Origin of the sequence: Chryseobacterium sp. POL2 (assembly GCF_011058315.1) — a bacterium.
Classification (GTDB): domain Bacteria; phylum Bacteroidota; class Bacteroidia; order Flavobacteriales; family Weeksellaceae; genus Soonwooa.
In genome coordinates this window covers 2,075,483-2,102,162 of record NZ_CP049298.1, presented here as the reverse complement: position 1 = coordinate 2,102,162, position 26,680 = coordinate 2,075,483, and the positions used below count along the sequence as shown (strand labels likewise).

19 protein-coding genes are annotated in these 26,680 nt (G+C 37.0%); 11 read left to right on the top strand and 8 right to left on the bottom strand.

Translation table 11 applies throughout. The features are described 5' to 3' along the window. Positions 1–36: 36 nt before the first annotated feature. Positions 37–2,433 carry an endopeptidase La gene (gene lon, locus G6R40_RS09810; RefSeq protein WP_165134693.1) on the bottom strand — a complete coding sequence of 799 codons (2,397 nt, stop codon included), beginning with the start codon at positions 2,431–2,433 and terminating at the stop codon, positions 37–39. 190 nt (positions 2,434–2,623) lie between these two features. Then, on the bottom strand, positions 2,624–3,844 hold the full coding sequence (locus G6R40_RS09805; protein WP_165134690.1) for an aminotransferase class V-fold PLP-dependent enzyme: 1,221 nt from the start codon (positions 3,842–3,844) through the stop codon (positions 2,624–2,626). A 135-nt stretch (positions 3,845–3,979) separates the two neighbouring features. On the opposite strand from G6R40_RS09805, the gene G6R40_RS09800 reads away from it, so the two are divergent. After that, on the top strand, positions 3,980–5,221 hold the full coding sequence (locus tag G6R40_RS09800; protein ID WP_165134687.1) for a DUF445 domain-containing protein: 1,242 nt from the start codon (positions 3,980–3,982) through the stop codon (positions 5,219–5,221). Here the strand turns inward: G6R40_RS09800 and G6R40_RS09795 are convergent. The 5 genes from G6R40_RS09795 to G6R40_RS09775 form a co-directional block, all read right to left on the bottom strand. Continuing rightward, entirely contained in the window at positions 5,216–6,742 is a 1,527-nt protein-coding gene (locus G6R40_RS09795; RefSeq protein WP_165134684.1) for a GH3 auxin-responsive promoter family protein, read from the bottom strand. The two genes, G6R40_RS09800 and G6R40_RS09795, sit on opposite strands and share 6 nt — an antisense overlap. A gap of 120 nt (positions 6,743–6,862) precedes the next feature. After that, positions 6,863–7,477: a 50S ribosomal protein L25/general stress protein Ctc gene (locus G6R40_RS09790; RefSeq protein ID WP_165134681.1), complete on the bottom strand. Its 615-nt coding sequence runs from the start codon at positions 7,475–7,477 to the stop codon at positions 6,863–6,865. A 64-nt stretch (positions 7,478–7,541) separates the two neighbouring features. Beyond that, entirely contained in the window at positions 7,542–8,483 is a 942-nt protein-coding gene (locus G6R40_RS09785; RefSeq protein WP_165134678.1) for a ribose-phosphate pyrophosphokinase, read from the bottom strand. 92 nt (positions 8,484–8,575) lie between these two features. Then, positions 8,576–10,111: an SGNH/GDSL hydrolase family protein gene (locus G6R40_RS09780; RefSeq protein WP_165134675.1), complete on the bottom strand. Its 1,536-nt coding sequence runs from the start codon at positions 10,109–10,111 to the stop codon at positions 8,576–8,578. A gap of 14 nt (positions 10,112–10,125) precedes the next feature. Beyond that, positions 10,126–11,361 (bottom strand): OmpP1/FadL family transporter, encoded by a 1,236-nt coding sequence (locus G6R40_RS09775; RefSeq protein WP_165134672.1) that lies wholly within the window; start codon positions 11,359–11,361, stop codon positions 10,126–10,128. Between the two features lie 380 nt (positions 11,362–11,741). Here G6R40_RS09775 and G6R40_RS09770 point away from each other — a divergent pair, with 380 nt between their 5' ends. Genes G6R40_RS09770 through G6R40_RS09750 form a run of 5 tightly spaced genes read left to right on the top strand, consistent with a single transcriptional unit; the run spans position 11,742 to position 18,858 of the window. Beyond that, complete coding sequence (locus G6R40_RS09770; RefSeq protein ID WP_165134669.1) at positions 11,742–13,112, top strand: stage 0 sporulation family protein; 1,371 nt, start codon at positions 11,742–11,744, stop codon at positions 13,110–13,112. After that, complete coding sequence (locus G6R40_RS09765; RefSeq protein ID WP_165134666.1) at positions 13,105–13,572, top strand: gliding motility lipoprotein GldH; 468 nt, start codon at positions 13,105–13,107, stop codon at positions 13,570–13,572. The genes G6R40_RS09770 and G6R40_RS09765 overlap by 8 nt, the downstream gene beginning before the upstream one ends. 7 nt (positions 13,573–13,579) lie before the next feature. Continuing rightward, on the top strand, positions 13,580–15,949 hold the full coding sequence (locus G6R40_RS09760; protein ID WP_165134663.1) for a penicillin-binding protein 1A: 2,370 nt from the start codon (positions 13,580–13,582) through the stop codon (positions 15,947–15,949). A 33-nt stretch (positions 15,950–15,982) separates the two neighbouring features. After that, entirely contained in the window at positions 15,983–17,524 is a 1,542-nt protein-coding gene (locus tag G6R40_RS09755) for a protein adenylyltransferase SelO (RefSeq protein WP_165134660.1), read from the top strand. A 59-nt stretch (positions 17,525–17,583) separates the two neighbouring features. Then, on the top strand, positions 17,584–18,858 hold the full coding sequence (locus G6R40_RS09750; protein ID WP_228455837.1) for a DUF6080 domain-containing protein: 1,275 nt from the start codon (positions 17,584–17,586) through the stop codon (positions 18,856–18,858). A gap of 52 nt (positions 18,859–18,910) precedes the next feature. Here the strand turns inward: G6R40_RS09750 and G6R40_RS09745 are convergent, their stop codons facing one another. Continuing rightward, positions 18,911–19,426, bottom strand: coding sequence for an SPOR domain-containing protein (locus G6R40_RS09745; RefSeq protein WP_165134657.1), 516 nt, complete (start codon positions 19,424–19,426; stop codon positions 18,911–18,913). Between the two features lie 185 nt (positions 19,427–19,611). Here G6R40_RS09745 and G6R40_RS09740 point away from each other — a divergent pair, with 185 nt between their 5' ends. Genes G6R40_RS09740 through G6R40_RS09720 form a run of 5 tightly spaced genes read left to right on the top strand, consistent with a single transcriptional unit; the run spans position 19,612 to position 26,675 of the window. Further along, positions 19,612–20,970: a c-type cytochrome gene (locus tag G6R40_RS09740; RefSeq protein ID WP_165134654.1), complete on the top strand. Its 1,359-nt coding sequence runs from the start codon at positions 19,612–19,614 to the stop codon at positions 20,968–20,970. A gap of 21 nt (positions 20,971–20,991) precedes the next feature. Beyond that, the gene (locus G6R40_RS09735; RefSeq protein WP_165134651.1) at positions 20,992–24,054 is read left to right on the top strand and encodes a TAT-variant-translocated molybdopterin oxidoreductase; all 3,063 of its coding nucleotides are present in this window, start codon (positions 20,992–20,994) and stop codon (positions 24,052–24,054) included. A gap of 18 nt (positions 24,055–24,072) precedes the next feature. Further along, positions 24,073–25,470 (top strand): NrfD/PsrC family molybdoenzyme membrane anchor subunit, encoded by a 1,398-nt coding sequence (gene nrfD / locus G6R40_RS09730; RefSeq protein ID WP_165134648.1) that lies wholly within the window; start codon positions 24,073–24,075, stop codon positions 25,468–25,470. Continuing rightward, the gene (locus G6R40_RS09725) at positions 25,457–25,978 is read left to right on the top strand and encodes a DUF3341 domain-containing protein (protein ID WP_165134645.1); all 522 of its coding nucleotides are present in this window, start codon (positions 25,457–25,459) and stop codon (positions 25,976–25,978) included. Before nrfD ends, G6R40_RS09725 begins: the two co-directional genes overlap by 14 nt. A 1-nt stretch (position 25,979) precedes the next feature. Continuing rightward, positions 25,980–26,675, top strand: a complete 696-nt coding sequence (locus G6R40_RS09720; protein ID WP_165134642.1) for a c-type cytochrome — start codon at positions 25,980–25,982, stop codon at positions 26,673–26,675. Positions 26,676–26,680: the final 5 nt, after the last annotated feature.

Here is a 26,680-nt window from a genome sequence, read left to right as displayed (position 1 = left end):
ATTTTAGAATCCTTCTTTAATATAATAGTGAAAAATTTAATCTAATGCGATGTTAACGACTTCACTCATTTGGGAAACATAGTTAACTTTTAGATTTTTGAGATAGTCTTTGTTGATTTCTTCAACATCTTTTCGGTTGGCTTCGCAAAGGATGACTTCTTTGATACCCGCACGTGTAGCAGCCAGCAATTTCTCTTTGATACCGCCAACAGGAAGCACTTTTCCCCGAAGTGTAATCTCGCCCGTCATGGCCAAATGCGGTTTTACAGCTTTGTTTTTGTAACTCGAAATCATCGATGTCAACATGGCGATTCCCGCAGAAGGGCCATCTTTTGGCGTAGCGCCTTCAGGTACGTGTACGTGGATGTTTTTAGTTTCTAAATCTTCCAGACTGATGCCCAGTTCTTCGTAATGCGCTTTGATGTATTCCAGAGCAATTGTGGCGGACTCTTTCATCACATTCCCAAGATTACCAGTCATGGTTAATGTGCCTTTACCTTTCGATAAAATACTTTCGATAAACAAGATATCGCCACCAACGCTGGTCCATGCCAAGCCTGTTACCACACCTGGAACATTGCTGACTTCTGATAAAGTGCTTGGACGTGGAACGCCCAGTATATCGTCAATTTTTTCTATAGAAATTTTGGGATCATAATCGTTCTCCATAGCGATTTGTAATGCTACCCAACGCGCGATGGAAGCGATACGTTTTTCCAAAGTTCTTACGCCACTTTCTGACGTATGCGCATCGATGATATGTTTTATTTCAGCGTTTCCAAGTTTAAACGATTTTGCATCTAAACCAGTTTCCGAAATTTGTTTTTTTATTAAATGACGTTTTGCGATTTCGATCTTTTCTTCTAAAGTATAGCCAGCAATGCTGATAAGCTCCATACGGTCTAGCAAAGGACGCTGGATTTCGCTAAGATTATTGGCTGTAGCAATAAACATCACTTTGGATAAGTCGTAACCCATTTCTAAGAAATTATCATAGAAATTGCTGTTTTGTTCTGGATCCAAAACTTCAAGCATTGCAGAACTCGGATCGCCATGCATACCTTTTCCTAGTTTGTCGATTTCATCTAAAATAATTACAGGGTTTGACGTACCAGATTTTTTGATAGATTGAAGAATTCGTCCCGCCATGGCGCCAATGTAGGTTTTGCGATGGCCACGTATTTCGGACTCGTCATGAAGGCCGCCCAAAGATACACGAACGTATTTTCTTCCCAATGCATCAGCAATAGATTTCCCTAAAGAGGTTTTGCCGACTCCCGGAGGACCAGAAAGACAAAGTATCGGCGATTTCATATCGCTTTTAAGTTTGAGAACAGCGATGTGTTCCAAAATTCTTTTTTTAATATCTTCTAATCCGAAATGTTCTTTATCTAAAATTTTCTCAGCTTTTTTAAGGTCAAAAACATCTTTGGAATAATTCTGCCAAGGTAAATCTGTGAAGAAATCAAGATAATTTCTTTGCACATTGTAATCTGGTGAATTAGGATGTTGACGTTGCAGACGCTGCAATTCTTTTTGGAAATGCGTTTCTACTTCGGCAGGCCATTTCAGTTTGGTTGCTTTTTTCTTAAATTCGTCAACGTCAGAATCTGGACCACCTCCTAATTCCTCCTGAATGGTACGGATTTGTTGATTTAAAAAATATTCACGTTGTTGCTTGTCAAGATCACGTGATGTTTTTTGATGAATTTGATTTTTTAACTCCAATAAACGGAAATCCTCATGCATCATTTCATACAGAAGCTCAGCGCGTTTGCCCAAACTTTTTTCCTCAAGAAGATTTTGTTTGCGATTATATGAGAAGTTGCCATTGGCAGCGATGAAGTTTAATAAATCTTCGTTTTCTGGAATATTGCTAAGTGCAAATCCGGCAGCATTTGGAATATTGGGATCTAGCTCAATAATTTTTCCTGCAAGATCTTTGATGTTCTCCATCAAAGCTGAAAATTCTTCTTTATTGCGCGTTTTGGTGTCTTTTAGCATCGTAATTTCAGCGGAAAGATACGCGTTATGATCAAGGAAGTTTTTAACCTTGAATCTTGCAACGCCTCGTGTAATGGCTGTAATATTACCTTCTGGTAGTTTGATGATTTTAATAATCTTAGACAAAGTTCCGATGCTGTATAGATCCTTTTCTTTTGGATTATCTTCGTTAGGGTTTTTTTGTGCAATAATCCCGATTAACTGGTTATTTTTTTGTGCATCTTCCAGAAGTTTTTTAGACTTTTCGCGTCCTGCAGTTATGGGCGTTACAACTTTTGGAAACATCACCATATTGCGAACGGGCAAGATGGGGTAACTTGGTTGTTCAAAATCCTTTTCTTCTGGCTCAGAAAGATTGATTTCTTCGGCAACGATTCCAAATCCATCTTCTAAAATGGCGTCAATATTTATATCTTCGAATTCTGTCATAATGTATAGGAATGACAAATTGTCATTTGATTTAAGTTTAAAAATGTTTTCTAGAATTAAATTGCAGAAAACAAGCGTTTTATAAGTTGTGGCTTTAGAATTCTCAATTCTTATGCCATACGAAATTTTGTCATGAAAAAGAAAAATCCCCTGAAAAATCAGAGGACTTGAATTGTAGTATTTTTTAATTTTAAGAAAGCATTCTTTGTGCTTTTTGCACAGCTTCCACCAATTTGTCTATATCTTCAAAAGTATTGTAAATGGCAAAACTCGCGCGTACAGTTCCTGCGATATCAAAATAAGCCATAATAGGTTGTGTGCAATGATGACCCGTTCTCACGGCAACTCCCATTTTGTCAAGGATCATTCCAACATCAGATGCAATGCCAACGCCTTCCAAATTAAATGAAATGGCACCTGCACGATTGGCTTTTTCAGCATAAATTCTTAATCCTTCAATCTCTGAAAGATGTCTTGTCGCATATTCCATCAAAGCATGTTCGTGTTGCTGGATGTTGTCCAATCTAATATTTTCCATGAAATCTATAGCGGCTCCCAAAGCAATATTGCCGCCGACATTTGGTGTTCCTGCTTCGAATTTAAATGGCAAGTCGGCGTAAGTTGTTTTTTCAAAACTGCAAGTCGCAATCATCTCGCCACCGCCGTGGAAGGGGTGTAATTGCTTAAGAGATTCCTGTTTTCCGTAAAGAATGCCCGTCCCCATCGGCGCATACATTTTGTGACCTGAAAATACTAAGAAGTCACAATCCATTTTTTGAACATCTAGTTTTAAATGTGGTGAAGATTGTGCAGCGTCTATCATCACAAAAGCATTGGATAATTGACGCGTTTTAGCAATAATCTCATCAATAGGATTTATAACGCCCAACGCGTTAGATATTTGGTTAACCGAAACAATTTTTGTTTTTTCGTTAAGCCAAGTGTTCAAAACATCAATTTGCAAAATACCTTGGTCGTCCATAGGAATCACACGAAGCTTCGCGCCAGTTCTTTCACAAAGCATTTGCCACGGAACGATATTCGAATGGTGCTCAAGATACGAAATGATGATTTCATCGTCTTTTTTAATCAAATTCGTAATGGCGTAGGCTATAAGATTGATGCCTTCGGTGGTGCCTTTGGTAAAAATGATTTCGTAATCGTGTTTGGCATTAATGAATTTCTGTACCTTTTTTCGCGCCAATTCCATTTCTTCTGTTGCCAATTGGCTTAAAGTATGGATGCCGCGATGTACGTTCGCATTAATTGTTTTATAATAGTTTTCCCAAGTTTCTATAACAGAAATCGGCTTTTGTGATGAAGCGGCGTTGTCCAGATAGACAAGGGGTTTTCCGTTGATTTCTTGAGCCAAAATTGGGAACTGTGTACGTATATTTTGAATGTCTAGCATTTTGTTTATTTAGAATGTTTCAAAGTTACGGCAAATATTATTAATGAACTTAAAATTGGTTTTAAATCATATTTAAAAATAGTAATAGAAAATTGGTTTACATTTGTTTGGAAAGCTATTTGATGCATCAAAACTATGACAGATTCTGAGAAAAAAATACAACTTCGTAACTATAAAATGCTTGCCACAGGATTATTTATTTTGATGGCGATAACATTTGTAATCATGACTTATGTTCAAAAAACGAATCCCACACATTGGGTAGGTTACATTCGGGCGTTCTCGGAAGCAGCTATGGTTGGGGCTTTGGCAGATTGGTTTGCGGTTACAGCTTTGTTTCATCATCCGATGGGTATTAAAATTCCACATACCAATCTTATTGAAAGAAGTAAAGAAAAAATTGGGGACAATCTTGGCAATTTTGTAGTTGATAATTTTCTAGCGCCAGAAAATATTCGGCCTTATATTTTGAAATTAAAAATATCGGGATTTGTTGGTGAATGGATTGGGAAAGAGAAAAATCAAAACCTATTTGTGAACGAAGCTTCCAATATGGCTTTGGATATTTTGTTGAAATTGGATGACAAAGAAGTTGTTGATTTTGTGTCACGAAAACTTCAAGAAATGACTGGGAATATTAAAGTCAATAAGTTTCTTGGAAATGGACTCGAGTATTTAATAGAAAAAAATGATCATCAGCAATTAATGACAAATCTGAGTGGTCAAATAAAAAATTATATTCTTGAAAATCAGCAAATGGTCGAAGAACGTGTCGAAAAAGAAAGTTATTTTTTTGTTCCTAAATCTGTTGATAGACGAATTTCCGAAAAAATTGTATCGGGTTTGAGCCATTATTTTGAAGAAATAGAACAAGACGCTAATCATCCTTTGCGTAAAGAAATTACTTCGAAACTCTTGGTTTTTGCAGACGAAATTAAAACAGAAGTTAAGTGGGAAAACGAATTTAAGACAATAAAAAATGAGTTTTTGAATGCTGATAAACTGAATGAGTATGCGGCCGATATTTGGTTCTCTATAAAAGAAACCTTGAAAACCGAATTGATGGAAGAAAATTCGGGACTTAAAAAATATATACTTAAAAACCTAAACGAACTTTCGACCAATCTTCAAAATGATGAAGGCCTTCAGAAGAAAATTGACCATTGGATACGTGTGACAGCTTACAAATATATTTTGAAAAATACCAAAGAAGCCGGTAATCTTATCTCCAGCACAGTCGGAAATTGGGAAGGTAAAGAGCTTAGTCGAAAACTAGAATTGGAAGTGGGGAAAGATCTTCAGTTTATCAGGATTAACGGGACAATTGTTGGTGGATTAGTCGGGTTAATCATTTATAGCATTGCCCAATTTTTATAATGACATCTCTTGGTTTAATAATAACAAAGGATCAATATATTCTCGGTCATTACTAAGTCGTGGCACTTTATTTTGGCCACCCAATTTACCACGATTTGCCATCCATTGATAGAACAATTTAGGTTTAGCCACATGAACAACAGGTCGTTTTAGCGTGATGTTGTTGTAGCGTTTTGCTTCGTAGTCGGAGTTTAGTGTTTTTAGCGTTTCATCAAAAATATTGACAAAGCTGTCCAGGCATTCGGGTTTTGATGTGAATTCAAAAATCCATTCGTGAGCGCCAGTTTCTTTATCTGTCATGAAAACTGGGGCACCTGTAAAATCTGATACAAAAGCATTGGTTTCGCGACAGGCTTTGGCAATTGCAAACTCCACATTATCAATCATTAATTCTTCTCCAAAAGCATTGATGTAATGTTTGGTTCTTCCAGAAATTTTAATTCTGAATGGACTTAGGGAAGTGAATTTAACGGTGTCGCCAATCATGTAACGCCAAAGTCCACCATTGGTCGTAATCACCATGGCGTAACTTTTTCCGAGTTCTACTTCGGAAAGCGGAATAGCCTTTTGGTGGCTTGTTCCAAAAGTGTCCATCGGGATAAATTCATAGAAAATTCCATAGTCCAACATCAGCAACATCTCGTCGCTGTCAGAACGATCTTGGATGCCGAAAAAGCCTTCGGACGCATTGTAGATTTCGTAGTAACGAATTTTGTTTCCTGTGATTTGGTTGTATTGATCGCGGTAAGGTTTAAAACTAATTCCGCCATGGAAAAATACTTCCAAGTTAGGCCAAAGGTCAGTAATTAATTCTTTATTGGATTCTTGAAGAACGCGGCGTAGCAATACCATCATCCAACTTGGGACACCAGTTAAACTGCCAACATCTTGTTTTGTAACCTCTTCGACAATTGCTTTTAGTTTGCTTTCCCACTCGGACATCAAAGACACTTTTTTACTAGGCGTATTGATGATTTCTACCCAAAAAGGAAGGTTCTCAATTAATATTGCAGAAAGGTCACCGAATTTGGTGTTAAAATTTTCATACATCTCTGCACTGCCGCCGAGTCTTAGGTTTTTATGCTGAAATAAGCCGCTATCTGGATGATTATTAACGTAAATAGAAATTAAATCCTTTCCCGCTTTGTAGTGGCATTCTTCTAAGCTTTCATCAGAAATGGGAATGAATTTGCTTTTCGCATTGGTTGTTCCCGAAGATTTTGCAAAATGTCGAATTTGCCCTGGCCAGATAATGTCTTTCATCCCTTGACGGGATTTTTCTATATAAGGCTCATAATCTTCATAGGTAACAATCGGGACATTATTTTGGAAATCTCTATAGCTGGAGATATCTTTGAAGCCGTGGCATTTTCCATAGACTGTGTTTTCCGCATGAAAAAGTTGTGAAAACAAAACACCTTCTTGGGTTTCGATAGGATGGTCTATGAAATTGGTGATTTGGTCTATTCGTTGTCGAATAAACCAATTGACTACAGTGTTGAACAATGCCTTGGTTGCCATGTCAACAAATATAATAATTTTGAATAGATTGTGCTAAGTTGTTTTGCCAATTTTTAAGTTTTAAAAACAAAAAAACCTAAAGCTAATGCTCTAGGTTTTATAAATATTGTTATGCAAATATTATTCTGCTGCTTCAGAAGTTTCTTCATCGTCATCATCATCTTGCACTGCAGATGCGCCAGCTTTCATTGCATTTCTAGACATCTTAACAGCTACGATAACTGCGTTGTCTGGGTGCATGAAAGTGTAATTATCGTTTTTCAATGCGCCAACATAAAGTTTGTTGCCGATTCTAAGAGGTGTAACGTCAACAACGATTTCGTCTGGTAAGTTAGCTGGGATAGCTTTAACTTTTAACTTACGGTAAGTTTGTCTTAATACACCACCAGCAACAACACCTTTAGAACGACCTGTGATTCTTACAGGAACTTCCATGATAACTGGCTTGTCATCAGATAATTGATAGAAGTCAACGTGTAAAATTTTGTCAGTAATTGGGTGGAACTGGATGTCCTGAAGTACAGCAGCAATTGTTTGACCATCAACCTCAATAGATACCGTGTGTGCTTCAGGAGTATATACTAAGTTTTTGAATGATTTCTCTTCAGTAGAGAAGTTCAAAGTCTCAGCACCTCCATAAACAACACAAGGGACTAATTCAGCATCACGCAAAGCTTTAGTAGACTTTTTGCCCACGTTTTCTCTTTTTGTACCTTGAATTGTAATAGATTTCATTTTAAAAATGTTTAAATTTTAAGTGTGCAAATATACAGAAAAATTTTGTTCTGTAAAATTTAATTTATATGATAAACTTATCGCTTATAGAATGATGCTCGTGTACGCTCTTCATAACGTCAGCAAAAAGAGGCGCACAAGTCAATACTTTTATTTTTGGAGACAATCCTTGTTTGATAGGAATAGAGTCAGTTACAATAACTTCAGAAATTTTTGAATTTTGAATATTGTCATAAGCTTTTCCTGATAACACAGGGTGTGTTGCAATGGCTCTTACAGATTTTGCACCTTTTTCCATAAGGATGTCAGCTGCTTTACACAATGTTCCTGCTGTGTCTATCATATCATCGATAAGAATAACATTTTTGTTGGTAACATCACCAATCAAAAGCATCTCCTCAACAACATTGGCTTTTTTTCGTTCTTTATAGCAGATTACAACTTCTGCACCCAAGTGGCTTGCATAATTTTTTGCTCTTTTGGCGCCTCCCATGTCTGGTGAGGCAATTGTTAAATCTTCAAGATTAAGTTGTTGGATGTAATCAACAAAAATAGTTGAAGCATAAAGATGATCTACTGGAATTTCGAAGAAACCTTGTATCTGATCCGCATGTAGATCCATTGTCATAATTCTTGTAGCGCCTGCGGCGGTAAGAAGATTGGCCACTAGTTTTGCTCCAATTGGTGCTCTTGGCTTGTCTTTTCTATCTTGTCTTGCAAGCCCATAATAAGGAAGTACAACAGTAATGTTTTTGGCAGAAGCTCTTTTCGCTGCGTCAATCATTAAAAGTAATTCTAAAAGATTATCTGCAGGAGGGAAAGTTGACCCGATTAAAAATACACGTCCACCTCTGACAGATTGTTCTAAAATAGGTTCGAATTCGCCATCACTAAAATCTTGGATAATGATTTTCCCTAATTCTTGGCCGTAGTTTTCAGCAATTTTTTCAGCTAAAACTCTACTTGTTCTAGTTGAAAATAGATAGCTGGGTTGTTGATCTAGCATTTTACTTTTTATTTTGTGCAAATTTAATAAAAAATAAACCACTCGAAATTCAAGTGGTTTATTTTTATAAAGAATAATTGGTGTTTCTTTAATTAAGGAAATGTTACGCCAGAATACTTGTTGACATCTACCATTGGTAATGTTGATTTGTATTTGGTGTTTATGGCTTTCATGAATTCGTTGGCTACGATGGCGTAACCTCTACCTGTTAGGTGGACACCGTCCAATGAGAATGCGCCTCCCGTCACATAAGTTGCGGTATATTTTACACCATTCCATTGGATGCCAGATTTTTGCGTTAGTTCTTTCATTTTTGCATTGGCATCTACAAATGCATAGCCGTTTGCAGCAGCAGCAGCTTTTATCGTTTCGTTATAACTGGCAATCGCTGCGTTTACCTCTGTAACTTCTGCACTTGTCAAAACATACCTATCAGCAAATGGATAGGCAATACCTCTTGCGCCTAATTCAGCAGGAACACCAGGAGGCAAAGTTTCTATTGTCCCAATTGCTGCTTTTGCTGTTAATGGGACAAGGTCGCCCTTTTTGGCTTGTCTCGCTTGTCCATAGGTTGCACCTAGGTAATTTGCTAGTGCGGCTAAAGTTGGATTGCCAGAATTAGCTGCAGCAAAAGTAATAGCTTGTTTTAGGTCTGTAAGGCTTTCGTCTTTTATTAAAAGTGGATTAGCTGCTGTTTTGCTTAATAATTGAATTCTGTCTCCAGCACCAACCGCTTTTAGAATTTGGGTTAATGGTCCGTAAAGATTTGCATTCAATTGATCGATAGTTGCATTCCCTATAGTCGCATTGCCTTGTCCTAAAACTGCTGCAGTTAAAGGATTGTAAGGTACAGTTGTAAGGTTAGGGATAGTTGTGACATCTGGGATGTTTGCAATAACGCCTTTTGCTTTTGTTGTTGCAATTTGGCTAACCAATAAGTTGTAATATGTTTTGAACTGGTCAGTCGGTGTTAGTGTTTCTAAGTTGCTGTCAGCTCCAGCCAATGCATATAATAAAGCGTCGTTGTTTCCGATCCACAAAGAAAAGAATGTCGGTTTTTGGGATAAGAAGTCGCCGATAACAGATGCTTCTGGAGTAGATGCAAATCTTACAAAATAGGGGTTGGCGGTTGTTCCAATACCAGAAGGGTTTCCGTAACCAGGAGCTAATAGGTGTGCTACTTTTGCACCAGGAACCCCCATGTTATTGAATTTGCCTGTTAATTTGTTAAGAACATTAGTTGTTGGTTTGTTGTCGTTAGCGTTTTTAATATCAGGCACACCATTAACCATTGCGCTAATGTATTGTTTTGTATCCGCTATTTTGTTAGGTCCCAATAAAAGACCACCATTATTATCAGCCATTAATGGTTGTAAGAATTCGCCGCCACCAGCTAATTTCATTTGTTGGGCAAGCATCGATGGATAAGATTCGTTTTGACCATCTATATAGAGTGCGTTGTCTCTGTAGCCAGATGTTAACGAGTTTCCTAAAGCAACATATCTGGTAAAATCTACTTCTCCGTTGGTTACTTTTATATCTGTTACATCGTTGTCGAAATCTGTATTACAACTTTGTGTTACAAATAAAGCTGAAATGCTAAATATTGAAAATAATATCTTTTTCATAATAGTTTAAAATTTTAGAACGCGTTATAAGATAGTCCAAGTCCAAAGTAATAAGCCTTAGCTTTAGCTTGTCCAATAAAGTTATAATACGTGTTATTAACCTGACGACTTTGTGGCATTGCGTAAGCACCTGCGATGTCTACGCCCAATTTATTGAATTTGAATCCAAGACCAGCAGTAATAACATACGAGTTAAATGATGGTGTTTCTGGGATAAAATAGTCATTAGAATAAGGCGACTCATCATAATATGCACCTAGGCGACCAGCAATCATATCGTTAATCATATATTGCGTACCAAGTCTGAAAGTTTTAGTGTTTTTAAAGTTCTTTGGTGTAACCAAAATTGTTGGGTCTGTTGGTTGGTTGCCGACAGGCGCATTTTCGAAGTCTAATGTTAAACGCTCGTATCTAGACCATCCGGTGTAGTTGAAATCTGCAGATACCAACCATTTCGGCGTAATTTTGAAAGTTGCACCAACGGTGTATTCGTCAACCAATGGTAATGTTGCTTTGAATTTATCCTGACCATTTGCGTCAACTCCTAGATTTGGATATAGAGATTTAGGAATGTTAAAAGTAGCCGTTCCATTTTTAGCTTTCATGTCAATAGGTGCGCGATAAGCAACACTTACATCTAATTTTTCATTGGGTTGGAAATAAAAACCAAATCCAAATCCATGTCCAGAAGCTTTTTCATCATTGATGTTAAGCGTTCCGCCAAATTGTGTAACCGCTTTGTCCCAATCAACTTTTCCTTTAGCGTAGATGTAGCTGGCGCCGAATGAAGCCCAAGGTGCAAGTTTTACAGAAACCATAGGTTGGAAATAGAAACTCTTAAGTTCCATCTTTTGCACAAGCTCCGCGCCTTCCCAGGTTTCAGGCCATTGGATTGTACTACCAAAAGGCGTTGAGAAATTGAAACCAACAGAAAAGTCATTGGTTACTTTATAGGCGATCGCTGCGTACAGAGGCGTTCCTAGTGGATTGTCAGTTTGTGTAGATTCTAAGGTTGACAAGTTTTGGAATGTCACTTTATTGGATGCTCCGAAACCACCTGCAACAATACTTAGTTTAGCCGGGATGAAAGACATCCCCGCAGGATTGAAGAATGTTACACTTGCGTCTTCAGCATGTGCACTTGTGTGTGCCATCGCAAGTTGTTTAACTCCTTGTAAAGAAACACGGAATCCACCTGCGTATGATAAAACACCTGCTGCTAAAGCCGTTGTTATAAGTAATTTTTTCATAGAAGTAATGTTATATTATGCTCAAATATAAAATTAATTTTATTATCAATGTTAAAATTTTGTAAATTTTGTTAAACAATCATTTAATATTTTAATCTGTTTAATTTTTATAAATGTATTTAAATCTGATTTTATAGCTGTTTTTTAAGCTTTTAAAAGTTGTATTTTAAAAATGTTTAATATTAAACATTGCAATGCGAACCATAATAATTACCTATGAATTGCATTTGTGTTTTCATGGATATTTTGCTTTATCTTTATTAAAAGTGTTTGTTTTTTAGTAAAATCTTAAAAATTAAAGATATTTCACATTTAAAGAGTCTTCAAGATGACTTTAATCAAAAATATGTTAACTTTGCGAGAATAATATATTTTTTAATATGAGTTGTGGATGTAAAACATCCGGAGATTCAGGACATTCATGTGGAACAAAATCCTCGAATGGATGTAGCAGTGTAGATACTTGTGGAAATAGCTATAAATTAAGTGTTTTCGATTGGTTGTCAGATGTTAAAAATCCTGGCAATACTTCCAACGAATTTGTTGAAGTGCGTTTTAAAAACGACCGAAAATATTTTTTCAAAAACACAAATAACTTGCCCCTTTCGGTAGGCAACATTGTTACACTAGAAGCGAATCCCGGTCACGATATTGGTGTAGTTAGTTTAACAGGCGAACTGGTGAAAATCCAGATGAAAAAGAAAAAAGTCCCTACAGATGTTCTTCTTAAAGTCTATAGACATGCTTCCCAAAAAGATGTAGAAGTTTGGCAAGAACTTCGTAAAAAAGAAAACGATATAAAAGTCCAAGCCCGAAAATTGGCTTATGCGCTTAATCTGGAAATGAAGATTACAGATGTTGAGTACCAAGGCGACGGATCCAAAATCACATTTTATTACACAGCAGATAGTCGCGTCGATTTTCGACAATTGATTAAAGATTTTGCTGGCGCGTTCCGTACCAAAATTGATATGAAACAAATAGGTTTCCGTCAAGAATCTGCCAAAGTTGGAGGTATCGGATCATGTGGTCGAGAGTTGTGTTGTTCTACTTGGTTGACAGATTTTCGCTCGGTTAATACCAATGCGGCGCGGTATCAGCAGTTGAGCATCAATCCTCAAAAATTAGCAGGACAATGTGGCAAACTGAAATGTTGTCTTAATTACGAGCTCGACAGTTATGTGGATACTTTGAAGGATTTTCCAGCAACCAATACGGTTTTAAATACTGAAAAAGGAAAAGCTTTTTGCATTAAAATAGATGTTTTCAAACGCAAAATGTGGTTTGCTTACGTGGAAAATTCGATGGCGTGGTATGATATTGATATTGACGATGTCAAGAAGATGATTGCCATCAATAACGAAGGAAAACCTGCGCCAGCGCTTGAAGATTTTAAAGCACAAACCTCACCAAGTGTTAAGGTGGATTTGATTCAGGAAAGTAGTTTGGATCGATTTGAAAAAAAATCTAGACCAAATAATAGAAAGAATAACAACCGACCTCGTAATGAGCGCGATAATAAAAAGGATAATAGAAATGCTAATCATCCTAATCCGCAGAATGCAAGAGCTAATAATCAAAAAACATCTCAAAACAATCCTAAAGGAGAGGTAAAAAAAGAAGTTAAATCTCAAGAAAATGTTGATGGTAACTCTAATGAACAAAAAAAGCCGAGAAAGCCATTTAACAATAAGAAGAAATTTAATAAAAAACCAACAAATCCTAATTCCAATAATTCCAACAATGCGTAAGTTTTTAGGAATAATGACTTTGGTGCTTATTGTCTTTAGTTGTAGTAATCCGGATGAGGTTATTGCAATGCAGTCTTTAGATAAGGCTACTTGGGCTAAAAACAAAATGTACGAATTAAGTTTTGATGTTCAAAATCATCAAACTCCGAAAAATATTATCTTTGTTATTAGAAATAACGACAGCTATCCTTATAGTAATTTGAGATTAATTGGGACGATTTTTGATGACACCAACAAAGTCTTATCAAAAGATACTCTTAACTATGTTTTGGCAAAACCTAATGGACAATGGTTAGGAAGTGGTTTTGGTGATACTAAAGAAATCATGTTCCAATACAAAACAGATTTCAAATTTCCAAAAGATGGCAAATACAGCATTGGCGTAATACAAGCTATGCGAAATGACCAACTCGCAGGAATTGAAGACGTCGGAGTTAAAATTGTAAATGTAAAGCCATAAATATAATATGGAAAACAATAAAAAATCAAAACCTACCACTGGATTTCCATTGCCACCAAAAAAGAAAAAAAACTCTTCAGGAACTAGAAAATGGATTAAATTTATTTGGATAGGTCTTATTGCAGTCGTTTTAGGGATTTCTGCTTTGTTTTTTGCAGTTTCTCAAGGTTTTTTGGGCGATATGCCCGAAGTAAAAGAGTTGGATAATCCAGATATCTACGTTGCTTCAGAAATTTATTCTTCTGACAATCAGTTGCTTGGGAAGTTTGAGAAAGAAAAGACAATTCCAGTTACTTATAAACAATTGCCGCCTTATTTAGTTTATGCATTGCAAGCTAAAGAAGATGAACGTTTTAAAGAACATTCTGGGATAGATCTTAAGTCGGTTGCAAGAGCCATATATTTCGGTGGAGATAGAGGTGGAGGTTCTACGATTTCTCAGCAGTTAGCAAAGCTTTTGTTCACAGGTCAGGCTTCTCAAAACAAATTTCAGCGTGCTTTCCAGAAACTTAAAGAATGGTGCGTGGCTGTTAGTTTGGAAAAACGCTATACCAAAGAAGAAATCGTGACTTTGTATTTTAATAAGTTCGATTTCTTGTTCAATGCAAAAGGTGTAGAGATGGCTTCTAAAGTCTATTTTAATAAATCAACAAAGGATTTAACACTTCCAGAAGCAGCGACTTTTGTAGCAATGCTAGAAAACCCGCGTAAAAATAATCCTTATCGCAAGCCTGAAAAAGCAAAAGAAAGACGAAACGTTGTTCTAAAACAAATGCTGGATACAGGTTATCTGGATCAGCAAACTTATGAGCAAGCAATTCAGGAACCAATAGTTGTGGACTTTCATCCAATTGAAAGGGTGGAAGAAGGTTATTCTGCTTATTATAAATTTTATTTAAGAAAAGAAATTCAGCAATATTTAGACGAATACGAAAAACAAACCGGTAAAGAGCTAAATCTTTATAAAAATGGTTTGAAAATCTATGTAACCTTAGATTCTAAAATGCAAGTGTATGCAGAAGAAGCCATTAAGGAACATTTGACAAGTTTGCAGAAAAATTTCGATAACGAAATGAAATACAATGCGAATAGGCCCTATTACAACTTGAGCAAGACGCAAATTAATGACCTTATGATGTCTGCAGTAAGACGTACAGGACGTTATAAGCAAATGAAAGCCGAAGGTATGCCAGAAGATTCTATTATGCTGGATTTCAAAACACCAACGAAGATGACACGTTTCACGTGGGCTGGCGAAGAAGAAATAGAAATGTCGCCTTGGGATTCTATCCGTTATCATAAGCAAATTGCACAAGCAGGGCTAATGTCTATGGATCCATTAACAGGTGATATCAAAGCTTGGGTTGGTGGTATCAATTGGCAGCATTTCCAATACGACCACGTAAAACAAGGAAAACGTCAAGTTGGATCAACTTTTAAACCTTTTGTATATGCAACAGCAATTATGCATTTGGGGATGACGCCTTGTTCGCAAGTTTCTAATGCGACTTATACTAAAGGAAATTGGTCTGTACCAGGTAATGGTGCAATGTTAACTTTGAGAGATGCCATTGCACATTCCAAAAACCCAGTTGCTATTCGTTTGGCCGAAATGGTTGGTACCAAGAATGTTATTCAGACAGCTCGCGATTTGGGTGTAACCGATCCTATTGATACACATTTGCCAATGGCATTAGGAACATCAGATATTACGATTTACGAAATGTTAGGCGCTTATAGTACTTTTGCTAACTTCGGTAATTATACCAAACCAGAGATGATTTGGCGTATTGAAGATGCTAATGGTCGCGTTATTAAAGAAGTGAAACCTCTTGTGAAAGAAGTGATGAACGAAATGTATGCTTACACCATGATTGACCTAATGAAAGGTGTAACCGAATTTGGTACTGCTTCTGGAGAACTGAAACGTCGTGGTGTCGTGGCTGCCGAAATTGCAGGTAAAACAGGTACAACGCAGAAAAACTCCGATGGTTGGTTTATGGGTATTACACCTAAATTAGCAACTGGAGTATGGGTTGGTTGGGAAGACCGTGCCACCCACTTTAGAAGTACTGGCGAAGGCCAAGGTGCCAAAATGGCGCTTCCTATTTGGGCGATTTTTATGAAGAAAGTTTATGCTGATAAATCGTTAGGGATTTCACCAGAAGATAAATTTATAAAACCAACAGATTGGACAGGAAGCTGCTCGGATCTGAGTGGTTTGCGCGGCGGCTACGGTGACGAAGGCGGACTCCGAACGATGGATGAAATTAAAAACCCAACGCCACCGCCAAGCAATAACAACAATAGTCCCAAGAAAGAAGAGAGTCTCAACGAGAAACTAAATTCTGGAGACGAAATAGATTTTAACAAATAATTACAGCCCACTTTTTGTGGGCTTTTTTTAACAATGAATATTCATAACATTACACATAACTTTGTTGATAGGTTTCCAGGAGATTTCTCAGGGGATTTACATCAAAGACAAACACCAGGATTTTTGTTTACAACAGTTTCTGCAGCACATTTTGAAAATTTAGAATTAATTGCTTTTAATGAAAAGTTAAGTCAAGAAATTGGACTTGGGAGTTTAGATTATGATTTAAAATTTCTTGCAGCCCAAGATTTACCAAAAAATATCGAAACTTATGCAACAGCTTACGCGGGACATCAATTTGGAAATTGGGCTGGACAATTAGGTGATGGACGCGCCATTTATGCAGGCGAAATTAAAAATGAAAAAAACCAAACTTCCGAATTGCAATGGAAAGGTGTCGGCGCGACGCCTTATTCCCGTTTTGCTGATGGACGTGCAGTTCTCAGATCTTCAGTCCGTGAGTTTTTGATGAGTGAAGCGATGTATTATCTTGGTGTGCCAACAACGAGAGCTTTGAGTCTTGTGAAAACTGGCGAATGGGTAACCCGAGATATTGCTTATGATGGAAACCCAAAACAAGAACAAGGCGCTACTGTTCTTCGCGTGGCGGAATCTTTTTTGAGGTTTGGGCATTTTGAATTGTTGGCTGCACGAAAAGAGGTTGATACGCTTCAAAAATTAATTGATTTTGCCATCGAAAATTATTTTGAAGAAGTGGATGTCAACTCAGAAACAAAAAATTTGGATTTCTTCCAAGCTGTCGCGGATCGCACCGCCAGAATGATTATCGAATGGTATCGTGTTGGATTTGTGCATGGGGTGATGAATACCGATAATATGTCGATTCTCGGTTTAACGATAGATTACGGGCCATACTCGATGTTGGACGAATATGATTTGGAATTCACTCCCAATACCACAGATTTGCCAGGACGTCGATACGCTTATGGAAAACAAGGACAAATCGCACATTGGAATCTTTTGCAACTCGCAAATGCGCTGTTTCCAGTAATTAAAAATGAAACCGCTTTACAAGAGATTTTAGAACATTACGCTTCTGATTTTTGGAAGTTGCATGATGAGATGTTGTGTAAAAAATTTGGTTTTGATACTTTATTAAAAATCGATGAGCCGTTTTTTACAACTTGGCAACAAATGATGCAGGATTTAAAATTGGATCATACTTTATTTTTTAACACTTTAACGGATTTGGTTTTAAAAGAAAATCTTGATGCAAAAGATTTTAATAATTGTTTTTATCACCAACCAAGTGTCGAAGATGTCGCCCGAATTTCTGATTTTATTAAAAATTATCAAAAACGACTAAATCAAAATCTTATATCGCGTCCAGAAATTCAACAATTGATGTCCCAGAACAATCCTAAATTTATTCTTCGAAATTATTTGTTGTATGAAGCGATTCAGGATTTAGAAAACGGCGATAATACTAAATTCAATGCGTTGTGGAAAGCTTTGCAAACGCCTTATGGAAATCATGATGATGCGCTTTTGGCAAAACGCCCGCAAAAATATAATATGGTCTATGGCTGCTCGCAATTATCGTGTAGTTCGTAATTTTTAAAATTCTAAAGCAATTTCTACTCTGAATTCTTATTTTTGCAAAAAATTTTCAGTTGAAATTTAAAACGACTTTTTTTAACACTTTGAAGTTAGTTTTCCCTTCCCAAAAATGGGAGTGGATTGTTTTTTCTATCGTGTTTATCAGTTATTCTAGTTTTGCATATTTTATTGCTAAGAATTTCCGAATTGTTTTTGACGATCGAATTCCTTGGGATGCGTATTTTAGTTTCGATAATCGCGCGATTGTTATGACTGGCGGCGGGTTTGAGAGGCATCCGCTTTCCAATTATTTCTTCGATATGATTCGGGATTTTGCACTTTGGATTTCCAACGGAAGACTGAATGCCGATTTTAGAGTGGTGTTGGCGTTATGCTCTAGTTTTATCATTAGCCTTAGCATCGTTCAGATTTTTAAATATTTAAAAGAAATTATCAAGCTTCCTTTGTTTTTAGCTCTGCTGATAACACTTTTCTTTTCGTTGTTTACAACTAATATTTTGCTGTCTTTCACGCCAGAAAATTATACCTACACCTTGTTTTTGCTGTGTTTGTTTAATTATTATGTGGCGCGACAATATCAGGCGGACAAAGATTTGTCTTTTACAGCGATTACATTATTTGGTGTTGGTGTGGGCGGTTTGACGATTACAAATATTATTAAAGTCTATTTACCAATGCTTTTCCAACCAAAACTGTATTGGAATCTGAAAAAAATAAGTATAGAAATTTCTAAAGTTTTCGTTTCCGTCGCTGTTTTTACGTTATTATTTTTAAACCGAATTGATTTTAAATTTCAAAATTTTTTTGATAAAACCGGAGAGCAATACGAGAAGTTTTCTAACCCGAAAGTTACGCCGCTTTGGGATATGATTTATTCTTGGTTTTTTGGAGGAAATATAATGTTTCCATCTTTTATTTTACGTGATTACCACAACAAAAAAGGCTTCGACTACAAAGCTATTTTCATGGATGTGTATTCGAGTGTTTTTTCCTACATCATTGTCGGAATTATTGTTGTTTTAATTCTTTGGAGTTTTATTAAAAATTTTAGAAACAGACTTGTTCAGATTCTGTTTTGGTCTTTAATGATCGATGTTATAATACATTGTGTTCTCAAATTTGGCTTGCATACGTCTTACATTTATGGAGGACATTTTGTTTTTGTTTTCCCATTGATGATCGGCTGGCTTTTTTATGCCTATCGAAAACAAGCGAAAATAATTTCCGCGTTAACCAGTGTTTTGATTGTTCTTACGATGTATATTGGCATTAATAATGTTTGGCGTTTAGGAGAATTTATAGAATTTTTAAACCTTTTCTACAAATAAAATAATCCCGAAAAGCTTCGGGATTTTATGGTTCTTGAAAGTGATGTTTTTTCTATTTTGCCTCGACACAGAAAATTCTGTACTGCACTGGTGTGGCCGTACTATAGACGGATTTTACGCGGCTGAGGTCAGATGATGCACTTTGTTTGTTAAAATAACTTCCGGCTAAAATTTTGTAATTCGGTCTCAATGAAGCGTCGATTTCTACTTTAAGAGAAGGGAAGTTTTTTCTAAAATCTGCGCCAATTTTTCGAGCTTCGTCATTGCTTTTAACAACGGCAACTTGTATCTTGTATCCCATGATTTTAGGATTTTGGCGACAAATTTCAGTATTTGTTAGTTCTCTGCTTGGTACAACAATTTTTGTTGGCTTGTTGTTGTCAGAAATATTTTCTTTTGGACGGGCACAAGTTTCTTCTTGTTTAGTTATAAGGTTATCAATTCTCGTATCCATAGTTATCGTAACTGGAGTTCCAGAAATGGTGTCTTTTTTAACAATGTATTGAGCATCAATGTTGTAAGCTGTTATAAAAACTAATAAGCACAAAACTTTTGAAAGGATTTTCATTTATTTTATTTTTCGCAAATTTAGGATAAATAAAAAAAATGCCAAACTTTCTTATTTAGAAACATTACAAATTGTTTGCAAATGAGAAAAAGCAGAATAAAGGTTCTCATAAATTTATGTTAAAGTCTTATTTTTGCGCAATTGAATGTATACTCAATATTTTTTACTAACCCAAGATTAATTAAATGATTAGTTGGAGAAAGCATTACAAAAAAAGTCTGATAGCACTCGGTTTGCTATTATTGACTAGCGCTTCTATTAATGCACAAGGAGATCCAAAGAAAGGTCTTGACCTTTTTAAGGCCAATTGTACGGCTTGTCACGCCTTAGACAAACAGATGATTGGACCTGCTTTGGGAGGAGTTGTTGATAAACTGAAAAAGGAGCAAGGTCTGGAAACAGACTGGTTACACAAATGGATTAAGGATAACAAAGCACTTAGAGCTTCTGGTGATAAGTACGCTAACCAAATCTATGAGGAATTCAACAAAGTAGAAATGTTGGCATTCCCGAATTTGTCAGATCAGGATATCGATGATATCTTAGCCTATACGACAGATCCGCCAAAAGAAGAACCAAAGGCTGATGCGGCAGCAGCCACGGGAGGTGATCTTGCTGGTGCGCAAAAAGCCCAAGAAAGTCAACTTAACTCGCAGGCGATTTTAGCAGCTTTTGTTGTTATTGCAGGTTTGTTACTTTGGTTATTAGTGAAGATAAGACAGTTGGTGAAGCTTCAGCAGACACCAGAATTGTCGGATCTTAATTCTACAAGAATTAATTCTTTCTCCGAGTTATACAAAAAGTACAACTATGTTGGTAAGGGTGTTATAGCAATTTTGGCGATGCTTGCTTTGTATGGTGTTTGGAATTCATTAATGTGGATTGGGGTTTACAAAGGTTATGCGCCTGAGCAGCCAATTCATTTCTCTCACAAAATCCACGCTGGAGATAACAAGATTGATTGTCAACTTTGTCACTCTGGAGCTAAGTATGGTAAAGTGTCAGAAATCCCGTCTGTTAACGTTTGTATGAACTGTCACAGAAGTATCTCCGAATACAATGGTGCTTACATGGAGCCAGGAAAAGACAAGGCATTCTACGACGGAGAAATTCAGAAGATTTATGCAGCAGCAGGTTGGGACCCAGCCAAGCAACAGTACACTGGGAAAACAACTCCAATTGAATGGACAAGAATTCACAATATGCCAGATTTCGTTTACTTTAACCACTCTCAACACGTTGTAGCTGGTGAAAAAGCGATTATCTCAGCATTTAACAAGAAGAATCCTAACAACCAAATCGATGTTGTTTGTAAAGCTTGTCACGGTAAAGTAGATACGATGAATGTTGTGCAGATGGCAAACGACTTTACTATGGGATGGTGTATCGAATGTCACCGTACTACAGAAGTTGATATGTCAAACGGTTACAACCAAGAGTATTTCAAAAACCTTCACGATAAGTTGAAAAAACAATACGGCGAGGGAACAAAGATTACGGTTGATGCTATCGGTGGTCTAGAGTGTGGTAAGTGTCATTATTAATAACAAAAATTAGAAGTATCAATGGCTTCAAATAAAATACAATTCAGAAGTATTCACGAACTAAAAGACCAATCGCTTAACGCGAAATTGGCTCAAAAGGAGTTTCAGAATGAAATTCCAGTTGATGAATTCTTAGGAGATGCGGAAAAAATGAATAATTCCGGTACTTCCAGAAGAGATTTCCTTAAATTATTAGGATTCTCGACTGCAGCTGTTACTTTAGCAGCTTGTGAGGCACCAGTTATTAAGACGATTCCTTATGTGGTGAAACCGCATGACATCATTCCTGGAGTTCCTAATTATTATGCTTCAGCTTATTTCGATGGTTTCGATTTCTCAAGTGTTTTAGTTAAAACAAGAGAAGGTCGCCCTATCAAAATTGAACCAAATCCAACTGCTGGTAACTTGGGTAAAACTAATGCTAGAGCACAGGCAAGTGTATTGTCCCTTTATGACAATGATAAACTAAAGCAGCCAAAACTTAATGGAAGCGATGTTTCTTTCGATCAGCTTGATGACTATGCTATCAAAGGTCTTAACGAAGCACAGGCAGCGGGTAAAAAGATTGTTATCTTGTCACACTCAATGCCAAGTCCAACTTTCAAAAAGTTGTTTGCTGATTTTAAAACAAAATATCCTTCTGCGGAATTAGTAACTTATGATACTTATCCTTATGCAGCAGCTTTGGATGCCGCAACAGAAGTATTTGGACAAAGAGCTTTACCAGTTTATGATCTTTCAAGTTCAGAATTGGTAGTGTCTTTCCAAGCAGATTTCTTAGCAGATTATAATGCTGGTAGTTTAGAAACCTCTTATGCCGCTGCAAGAAAACCAGGAGAGAATATGTTGAGACACATCCAAGTGGAATCTAACATGTCTTTGACAGGTGCTAACGCAGACTCAAGAATTAGACTTAAACCAAGTGCAGTTAACAAAACTTTAGTTGAAGTATACAATGGTCTTAACGGCGGTACTTCTGATAAAGTAGCTGCTGAAATCGTTAAAGAACTTCAAGCTAAAGGAAACAAAGCGGTTGTTTTTGCTGATGGATCAAAAGCGGCTTACGTTTTAGCGCATTTAATCAATCAAAAATTAGGTTCAGTTGCTTTCACTGGGAAAGCGAATCTTCTTAAGGATTATGACAATGCAAAATTCAATGAGCTTATCGCTTCAATGAATGCTGGTCAAGTTGGGGTTTTAATTTCAAATAGAACGAATCCTTTATATTCTTTTGCTAAAGCGGAAGCTTTCAAAAGCGCTATGGCAAAAGTAGCTTGTACAATTGCTATTACAGATAAGAAGAACGAAATCTTCAAAGCTTCGAAAGCAATTATCCCTGCAGCACATTGGTTAGAATCTTGGGGTGACATCGCTCCAGAAACTGGATCTTACGCGCTAATGCAGCCAACGATTCAAAAGATTTATAAATCAAGACAAATTGAAGAATCATTATTAGTTTGGATCAACGGTAAAGGAAGTCCTGCTAATGATTATTATACTTATTTGAAAGCCAATGCTGTGACATTATTAGGCGGAACATCGTTCAACAAAGCTTTATATAATGGTTTCAATGCTGCTGCGGTTGGTAGTACATTGTCTTATGCTGGTGGAAACGCTGGTCAAGCAGTTGCTGAATTGAACGCTTTCAAAGCTTCAGATTTAGAATTGCAATTATATCTTAATACAGCAATCGGTGATGGTACACAAGCTAATAACCCTTGGTTACAAGAGCTTCCAGATCCAATCACAAGATTGTCTTGGGATAATTACTTAACGATTTCTCCTAAAGATGCAGAGCGTTTAGGTATCAAAAATGAGCTTAACGGAAGAATGCAACTTGATGGTTCTACAGTTGACTTGACTGTTAACGGTGTTGAACTGAAATCTCTTCCCGTATTTATTCAGCCAGGTCAGGCTGATGGATCTTTAGGTTTAGCCTTAGGTTATGGTAAAAAAGATTCTGGTAAAGTAGCGGAAACAGGAATTAATGCTTATCCATTATTTGATGGTTACAATACGATTTTATCAAACGTAAGTATCAAAGATGCTGGAGAAGAGCATGAGTTTGCTGGAGTACAGCTTCAAAATACACTTATGGGACGATATGAGATTGCTAAAGAAGCAACGCTTACAGAATTCCTAGGTGATGTTAATGAGTGGAATAAACCATTAGAAATGCACACTATTGGTGGCGCTCTTCCAATTGGAAAGATTGACCTTTGGGATGCTTTTGACGATACAGATGGACCACACTTTAACTTGTCAGTAGATCTTAACTCTTGTACTGGTTGTGGCGCGTGTGTTATCGCATGTCAAGCAGAAAATAACGTTCCTGTTGTTGGAAAAGAAGAGGTGAGAATGTCTCGTGATATGTATTGGTTGAGAATTGACCGTTACTATACTTCTAAACTTCCAAAAGAGTTTGATAAAGTAAAACAAGACGGTAAATTATCACAACAAGAAGCTGTTGATGGTGGATTAGACGTTCCAGGAATGTACAACATTCTAATTGAACCAAACGAAACGCCAGATGTTATCTTCCAGCCAGTAATGTGTCAACATTGTAACCATGCTCCTTGTGAAACTGTTTGTCCAGTAGCGGCAACATCACATGGTAAACAAGGTCAAAACCAAATGGCTTATAACAGATGTATTGGAACAAGATATTGTGCGAACAACTGTCCATATAAAGTAAGACGTTTCAACTGGTTTACATATAACCTAAACGATAAGTTTGATTTTAATCAAAATAATGATTTAGGAAGAATGGTTCTTAATCCGGACGTTGTTGTAAGAACAAGAGGGGTTATGGAGAAATGTTCTATGTGTATCCAAATGACACAGAATGTTATCCTTGAAGCTAAGAAGGAAGGAAGAAGAGTCGCTGATGGAGAATTCCAAACGGCTTGTTCTAAAGCTTGTTCTACAGGCGCAATGAAATTTGGTGATATGAACGATGTCAACTCAGAAGTTAGAACATTGTTCACCGATAAGAGAAAGTATATTTTACTTGAAGAAATCGGTACCAAGCCAAACGTGTTCTACCACACGAAGATTAGAAATAGAAAAGAAAATAACGTTTAAATAATAAATAGGTAAAAGATGTCAGGACATTACGAAGCTCCGATAAGGGAACCTTTAATTATTGGTCATAAGACTTATCACGATATTACGGAAGATATCGCAAGACCTATCGAGGAACGTGCAGGAAAACTATGGTGGGCATCACTATACGCTGCATTAGTACTGTTTATCTACGGATTTGGTTGTATTGCATACACAATCGGAACGGGGATAGGTGCTTGGGGATTAAACAAAACCATTAACTGGGGTTGGGATATTACCAACTTCGTATGGTGGGTAGGTATTGGTCACGCCGGTACACTTATTTCCGCTGTACTATTATTATTTAGACAACGATGGAGAATGTCGGTTAACCGTTCTGCCGAGGCGATGACGATTTTCGCCGTTTGTCAAGCAGCGATTTTCCCGGTTATCCACATGGGTAGAGTTTGGGTAGGTTATTGGGTATTCCCATTGCCAAACCAATTCGGGTCTTTATGGACTAACTTTAACTCACCACTACTTTGGGACGTATTTGCGATCTCTACTTATTTCTCAGTATCAGTTGTATTCTGGTTCATGGGACTTATTCCGGATTTTGCAATGATTCGAGATAGAGCTAAAACACCATTCAACAAAAAGATTTATACAATTCTTTCATTTGGATGGGGCGGTAAAGCAAAACATTGGCAAAGATTCGAAGAGCTATCTTTGGTTCTTGCAGGTTTAGCAACACCGCTTGTATTCTCTGTACACACCACGGTATCATTTGACTTTGCAACGTCGGTTATTAAGGGATGGCACTCAACAATCTATCCTCCTTATTTCGTTGCTGGGGCGATTTTCTCAGGATTTGCAATGGTACAAACGCTGTTGTTGGTTGCAAGAAAAGTTTGTCACTTAGAAGATTATATCACAATGTATCACATTGAGATTATGAACATCGTAATCATCTTAACAGGTGGTATGGTAACAGTGGCTTATGCTTGCGAATATTTTATCGCTTGGTATTCTGGATCTAGATTTGAAGATTTCGTATATCTTTCTCCAGGTGCAGCAACAGGACCTTATTGGTGGGCATTCTGGGCGTTGATCATTTGTAACTTGGTGGTGCCAGCTGCGTTCTGGTTCAAAAAAGTTAGAACAAACATCTTCGCAACATTTATTATTGCATTGATTATTAACATTGGTATGTGGTTCGAGCGTTTTGATATTATTGTTATCAACTTATCAAGAGACTACTTACCATCATCATGGACAATGTTTATGCCGACAATTATTGACGTTGGTGTATACCTTGGTACGATAGGCTTCTTCTCTGTATTGTTCTTATTATATGCAAGAACATTCCCTGTAATTGCACAGGCAGAATTGAAGAGTATTTTGAAAATTTCAGGTGAAACTTATAAAGCAAAAGAAGGAGATGAGCACCACTAAAATTATTTACGGACTTTACGGCGACGACGATGATTTAATGCACGGCGTTAAAGCCTTCACTGATAAAGGTATCAAGATTAACGAAGTTTATACTCCATTTCCAGTTCACGGACTAGATAAAGCTTTAGGTTTAAAGAAAACTAGAATTTCTGATGCTGCTTTCTTCTACGCTGTTTATGGTGTTTCAATTGGAGCTTTAGTAACGTATTATACTATGATTCGTGACTGGCCTCAGAATATTGGTGGTAAACCCGCTTTTGACTGGGGACACAATATGCCAGCTTTCGTGGTGCCAATGTTTGAGCTAATGGTATTCTGTGCGGCGCACCTTATGTCATTAACTTATTTAGTTAGAAATAAAATGTATCCAGGGGCAAAACCTCAGAATCCAGATCCAAGAACAACGGATGATAAGTTCCTGATGGAATTTGTATCAGATGATGTTGAAACGATCAAACAGATTCTTGTAGATACTGGTGTTGAAGAAATAACAGTAAAAGACGCTTAAGATGAAAAAGAATATTATTAAAATTACTGCCGTTTTAGGTTTTGCAAGTGTTCTTTTAACTTCTTGTAGTAAAGAGAATCCACCTTTGGTGTATTTCCCTGATATGTACTTCCCAGTGGCTTATGATCCATTGATGAAGGCAGAAGACGCTTATTCTAAACACGAAAACGAAATCCCAGCTTTTGTTGCTAACAATGGCGCAACAGGATTAAAACCTGTAGAAGGTTCGGTTCCTCAGAATGCAGACGGTATTATTGAAGACCAAGCATTGCCTAAAAATGTAGACGAATACAATGCAGGTTACGATGCTTCAAAAACAATGACTACTTCCCCTCTTGTCGCTAAAAATCTTGAGAAAGATCTTGAAAGAGGCAAACATTTATATGACCAGACTTGTGCTGCTTGCCATGGTGTGGGAGGAGATGGACAAGGTTCAATTGTTCAATCAGGCGCTTATTCGGGAGTTCCAAATTATAAAGATAGAGAAATCACAATTGGCTCTGTACACTATGTATTAACTAATGGTAGAAATGCCATGGGTTCTTACGCAGGTCAGCTTAATGCTGGTGACCGTTGGAGAGTGGCGCTATATGTGATGAACGCGTTCAAAGGTGCTGCTGCTCCTGCTGAAACAGCTAACTCAAGCGATGCTGCGGCTGCAACAGCTACTGAAACTAATACTAATACTAAAAAATAAAAAGT

Bases quoted from the DNA above. Each gene is read 5' to 3' on its own strand.
- lon (WP_165134693.1), bottom strand. From the start codon at position 2,433: ATGACAGAATTCGAAGATATAAATATTGACGCCATTTTAGAAGATGGA.
- G6R40_RS09805 (WP_165134690.1), bottom strand. From the start codon at position 3,844: ATGCTAGACATTCAAAATATACGTACACAGTTCCCAATTTTGGCTCAA.
- G6R40_RS09800 (WP_165134687.1), top strand. From the start codon at position 3,980: ATGACAGATTCTGAGAAAAAAATACAACTTCGTAACTATAAAATGCTT.
- G6R40_RS09795 (WP_165134684.1), bottom strand. From the start codon at position 6,742: ATGGCAACCAAGGCATTGTTCAACACTGTAGTCAATTGGTTTATTCGA.
- G6R40_RS09790 (WP_165134681.1), bottom strand. From the start codon at position 7,477: ATGAAATCTATTACAATTCAAGGTACAAAAAGAGAAAACGTGGGCAAA.
- G6R40_RS09785 (WP_165134678.1), bottom strand. From the start codon at position 8,483: ATGCTAGATCAACAACCCAGCTATCTATTTTCAACTAGAACAAGTAGA.
- G6R40_RS09780 (WP_165134675.1), bottom strand. From the start codon at position 10,111: ATGAAAAAGATATTATTTTCAATATTTAGCATTTCAGCTTTATTTGTA.
- G6R40_RS09775 (WP_165134672.1), bottom strand. From the start codon at position 11,361: ATGAAAAAATTACTTATAACAACGGCTTTAGCAGCAGGTGTTTTATCA.
- G6R40_RS09770 (WP_165134669.1), top strand. From the start codon at position 11,742: ATGAGTTGTGGATGTAAAACATCCGGAGATTCAGGACATTCATGTGGA.
- G6R40_RS09765 (WP_165134666.1), top strand. From the start codon at position 13,105: ATGCGTAAGTTTTTAGGAATAATGACTTTGGTGCTTATTGTCTTTAGT.
- G6R40_RS09760 (WP_165134663.1), top strand. From the start codon at position 13,580: ATGGAAAACAATAAAAAATCAAAACCTACCACTGGATTTCCATTGCCA.
- G6R40_RS09755 (WP_165134660.1), top strand. From the start codon at position 15,983: ATGAATATTCATAACATTACACATAACTTTGTTGATAGGTTTCCAGGA.
- G6R40_RS09745 (WP_165134657.1), bottom strand. From the start codon at position 19,426: ATGAAAATCCTTTCAAAAGTTTTGTGCTTATTAGTTTTTATAACAGCT.
- G6R40_RS09740 (WP_165134654.1), top strand. From the start codon at position 19,612: ATGATTAGTTGGAGAAAGCATTACAAAAAAAGTCTGATAGCACTCGGT.
- G6R40_RS09735 (WP_165134651.1), top strand. From the start codon at position 20,992: ATGGCTTCAAATAAAATACAATTCAGAAGTATTCACGAACTAAAAGAC.
- nrfD (WP_165134648.1), top strand. From the start codon at position 24,073: ATGTCAGGACATTACGAAGCTCCGATAAGGGAACCTTTAATTATTGGT.
- G6R40_RS09725 (WP_165134645.1), top strand. From the start codon at position 25,457: ATGAGCACCACTAAAATTATTTACGGACTTTACGGCGACGACGATGAT.
- G6R40_RS09720 (WP_165134642.1), top strand. From the start codon at position 25,980: ATGAAAAAGAATATTATTAAAATTACTGCCGTTTTAGGTTTTGCAAGT.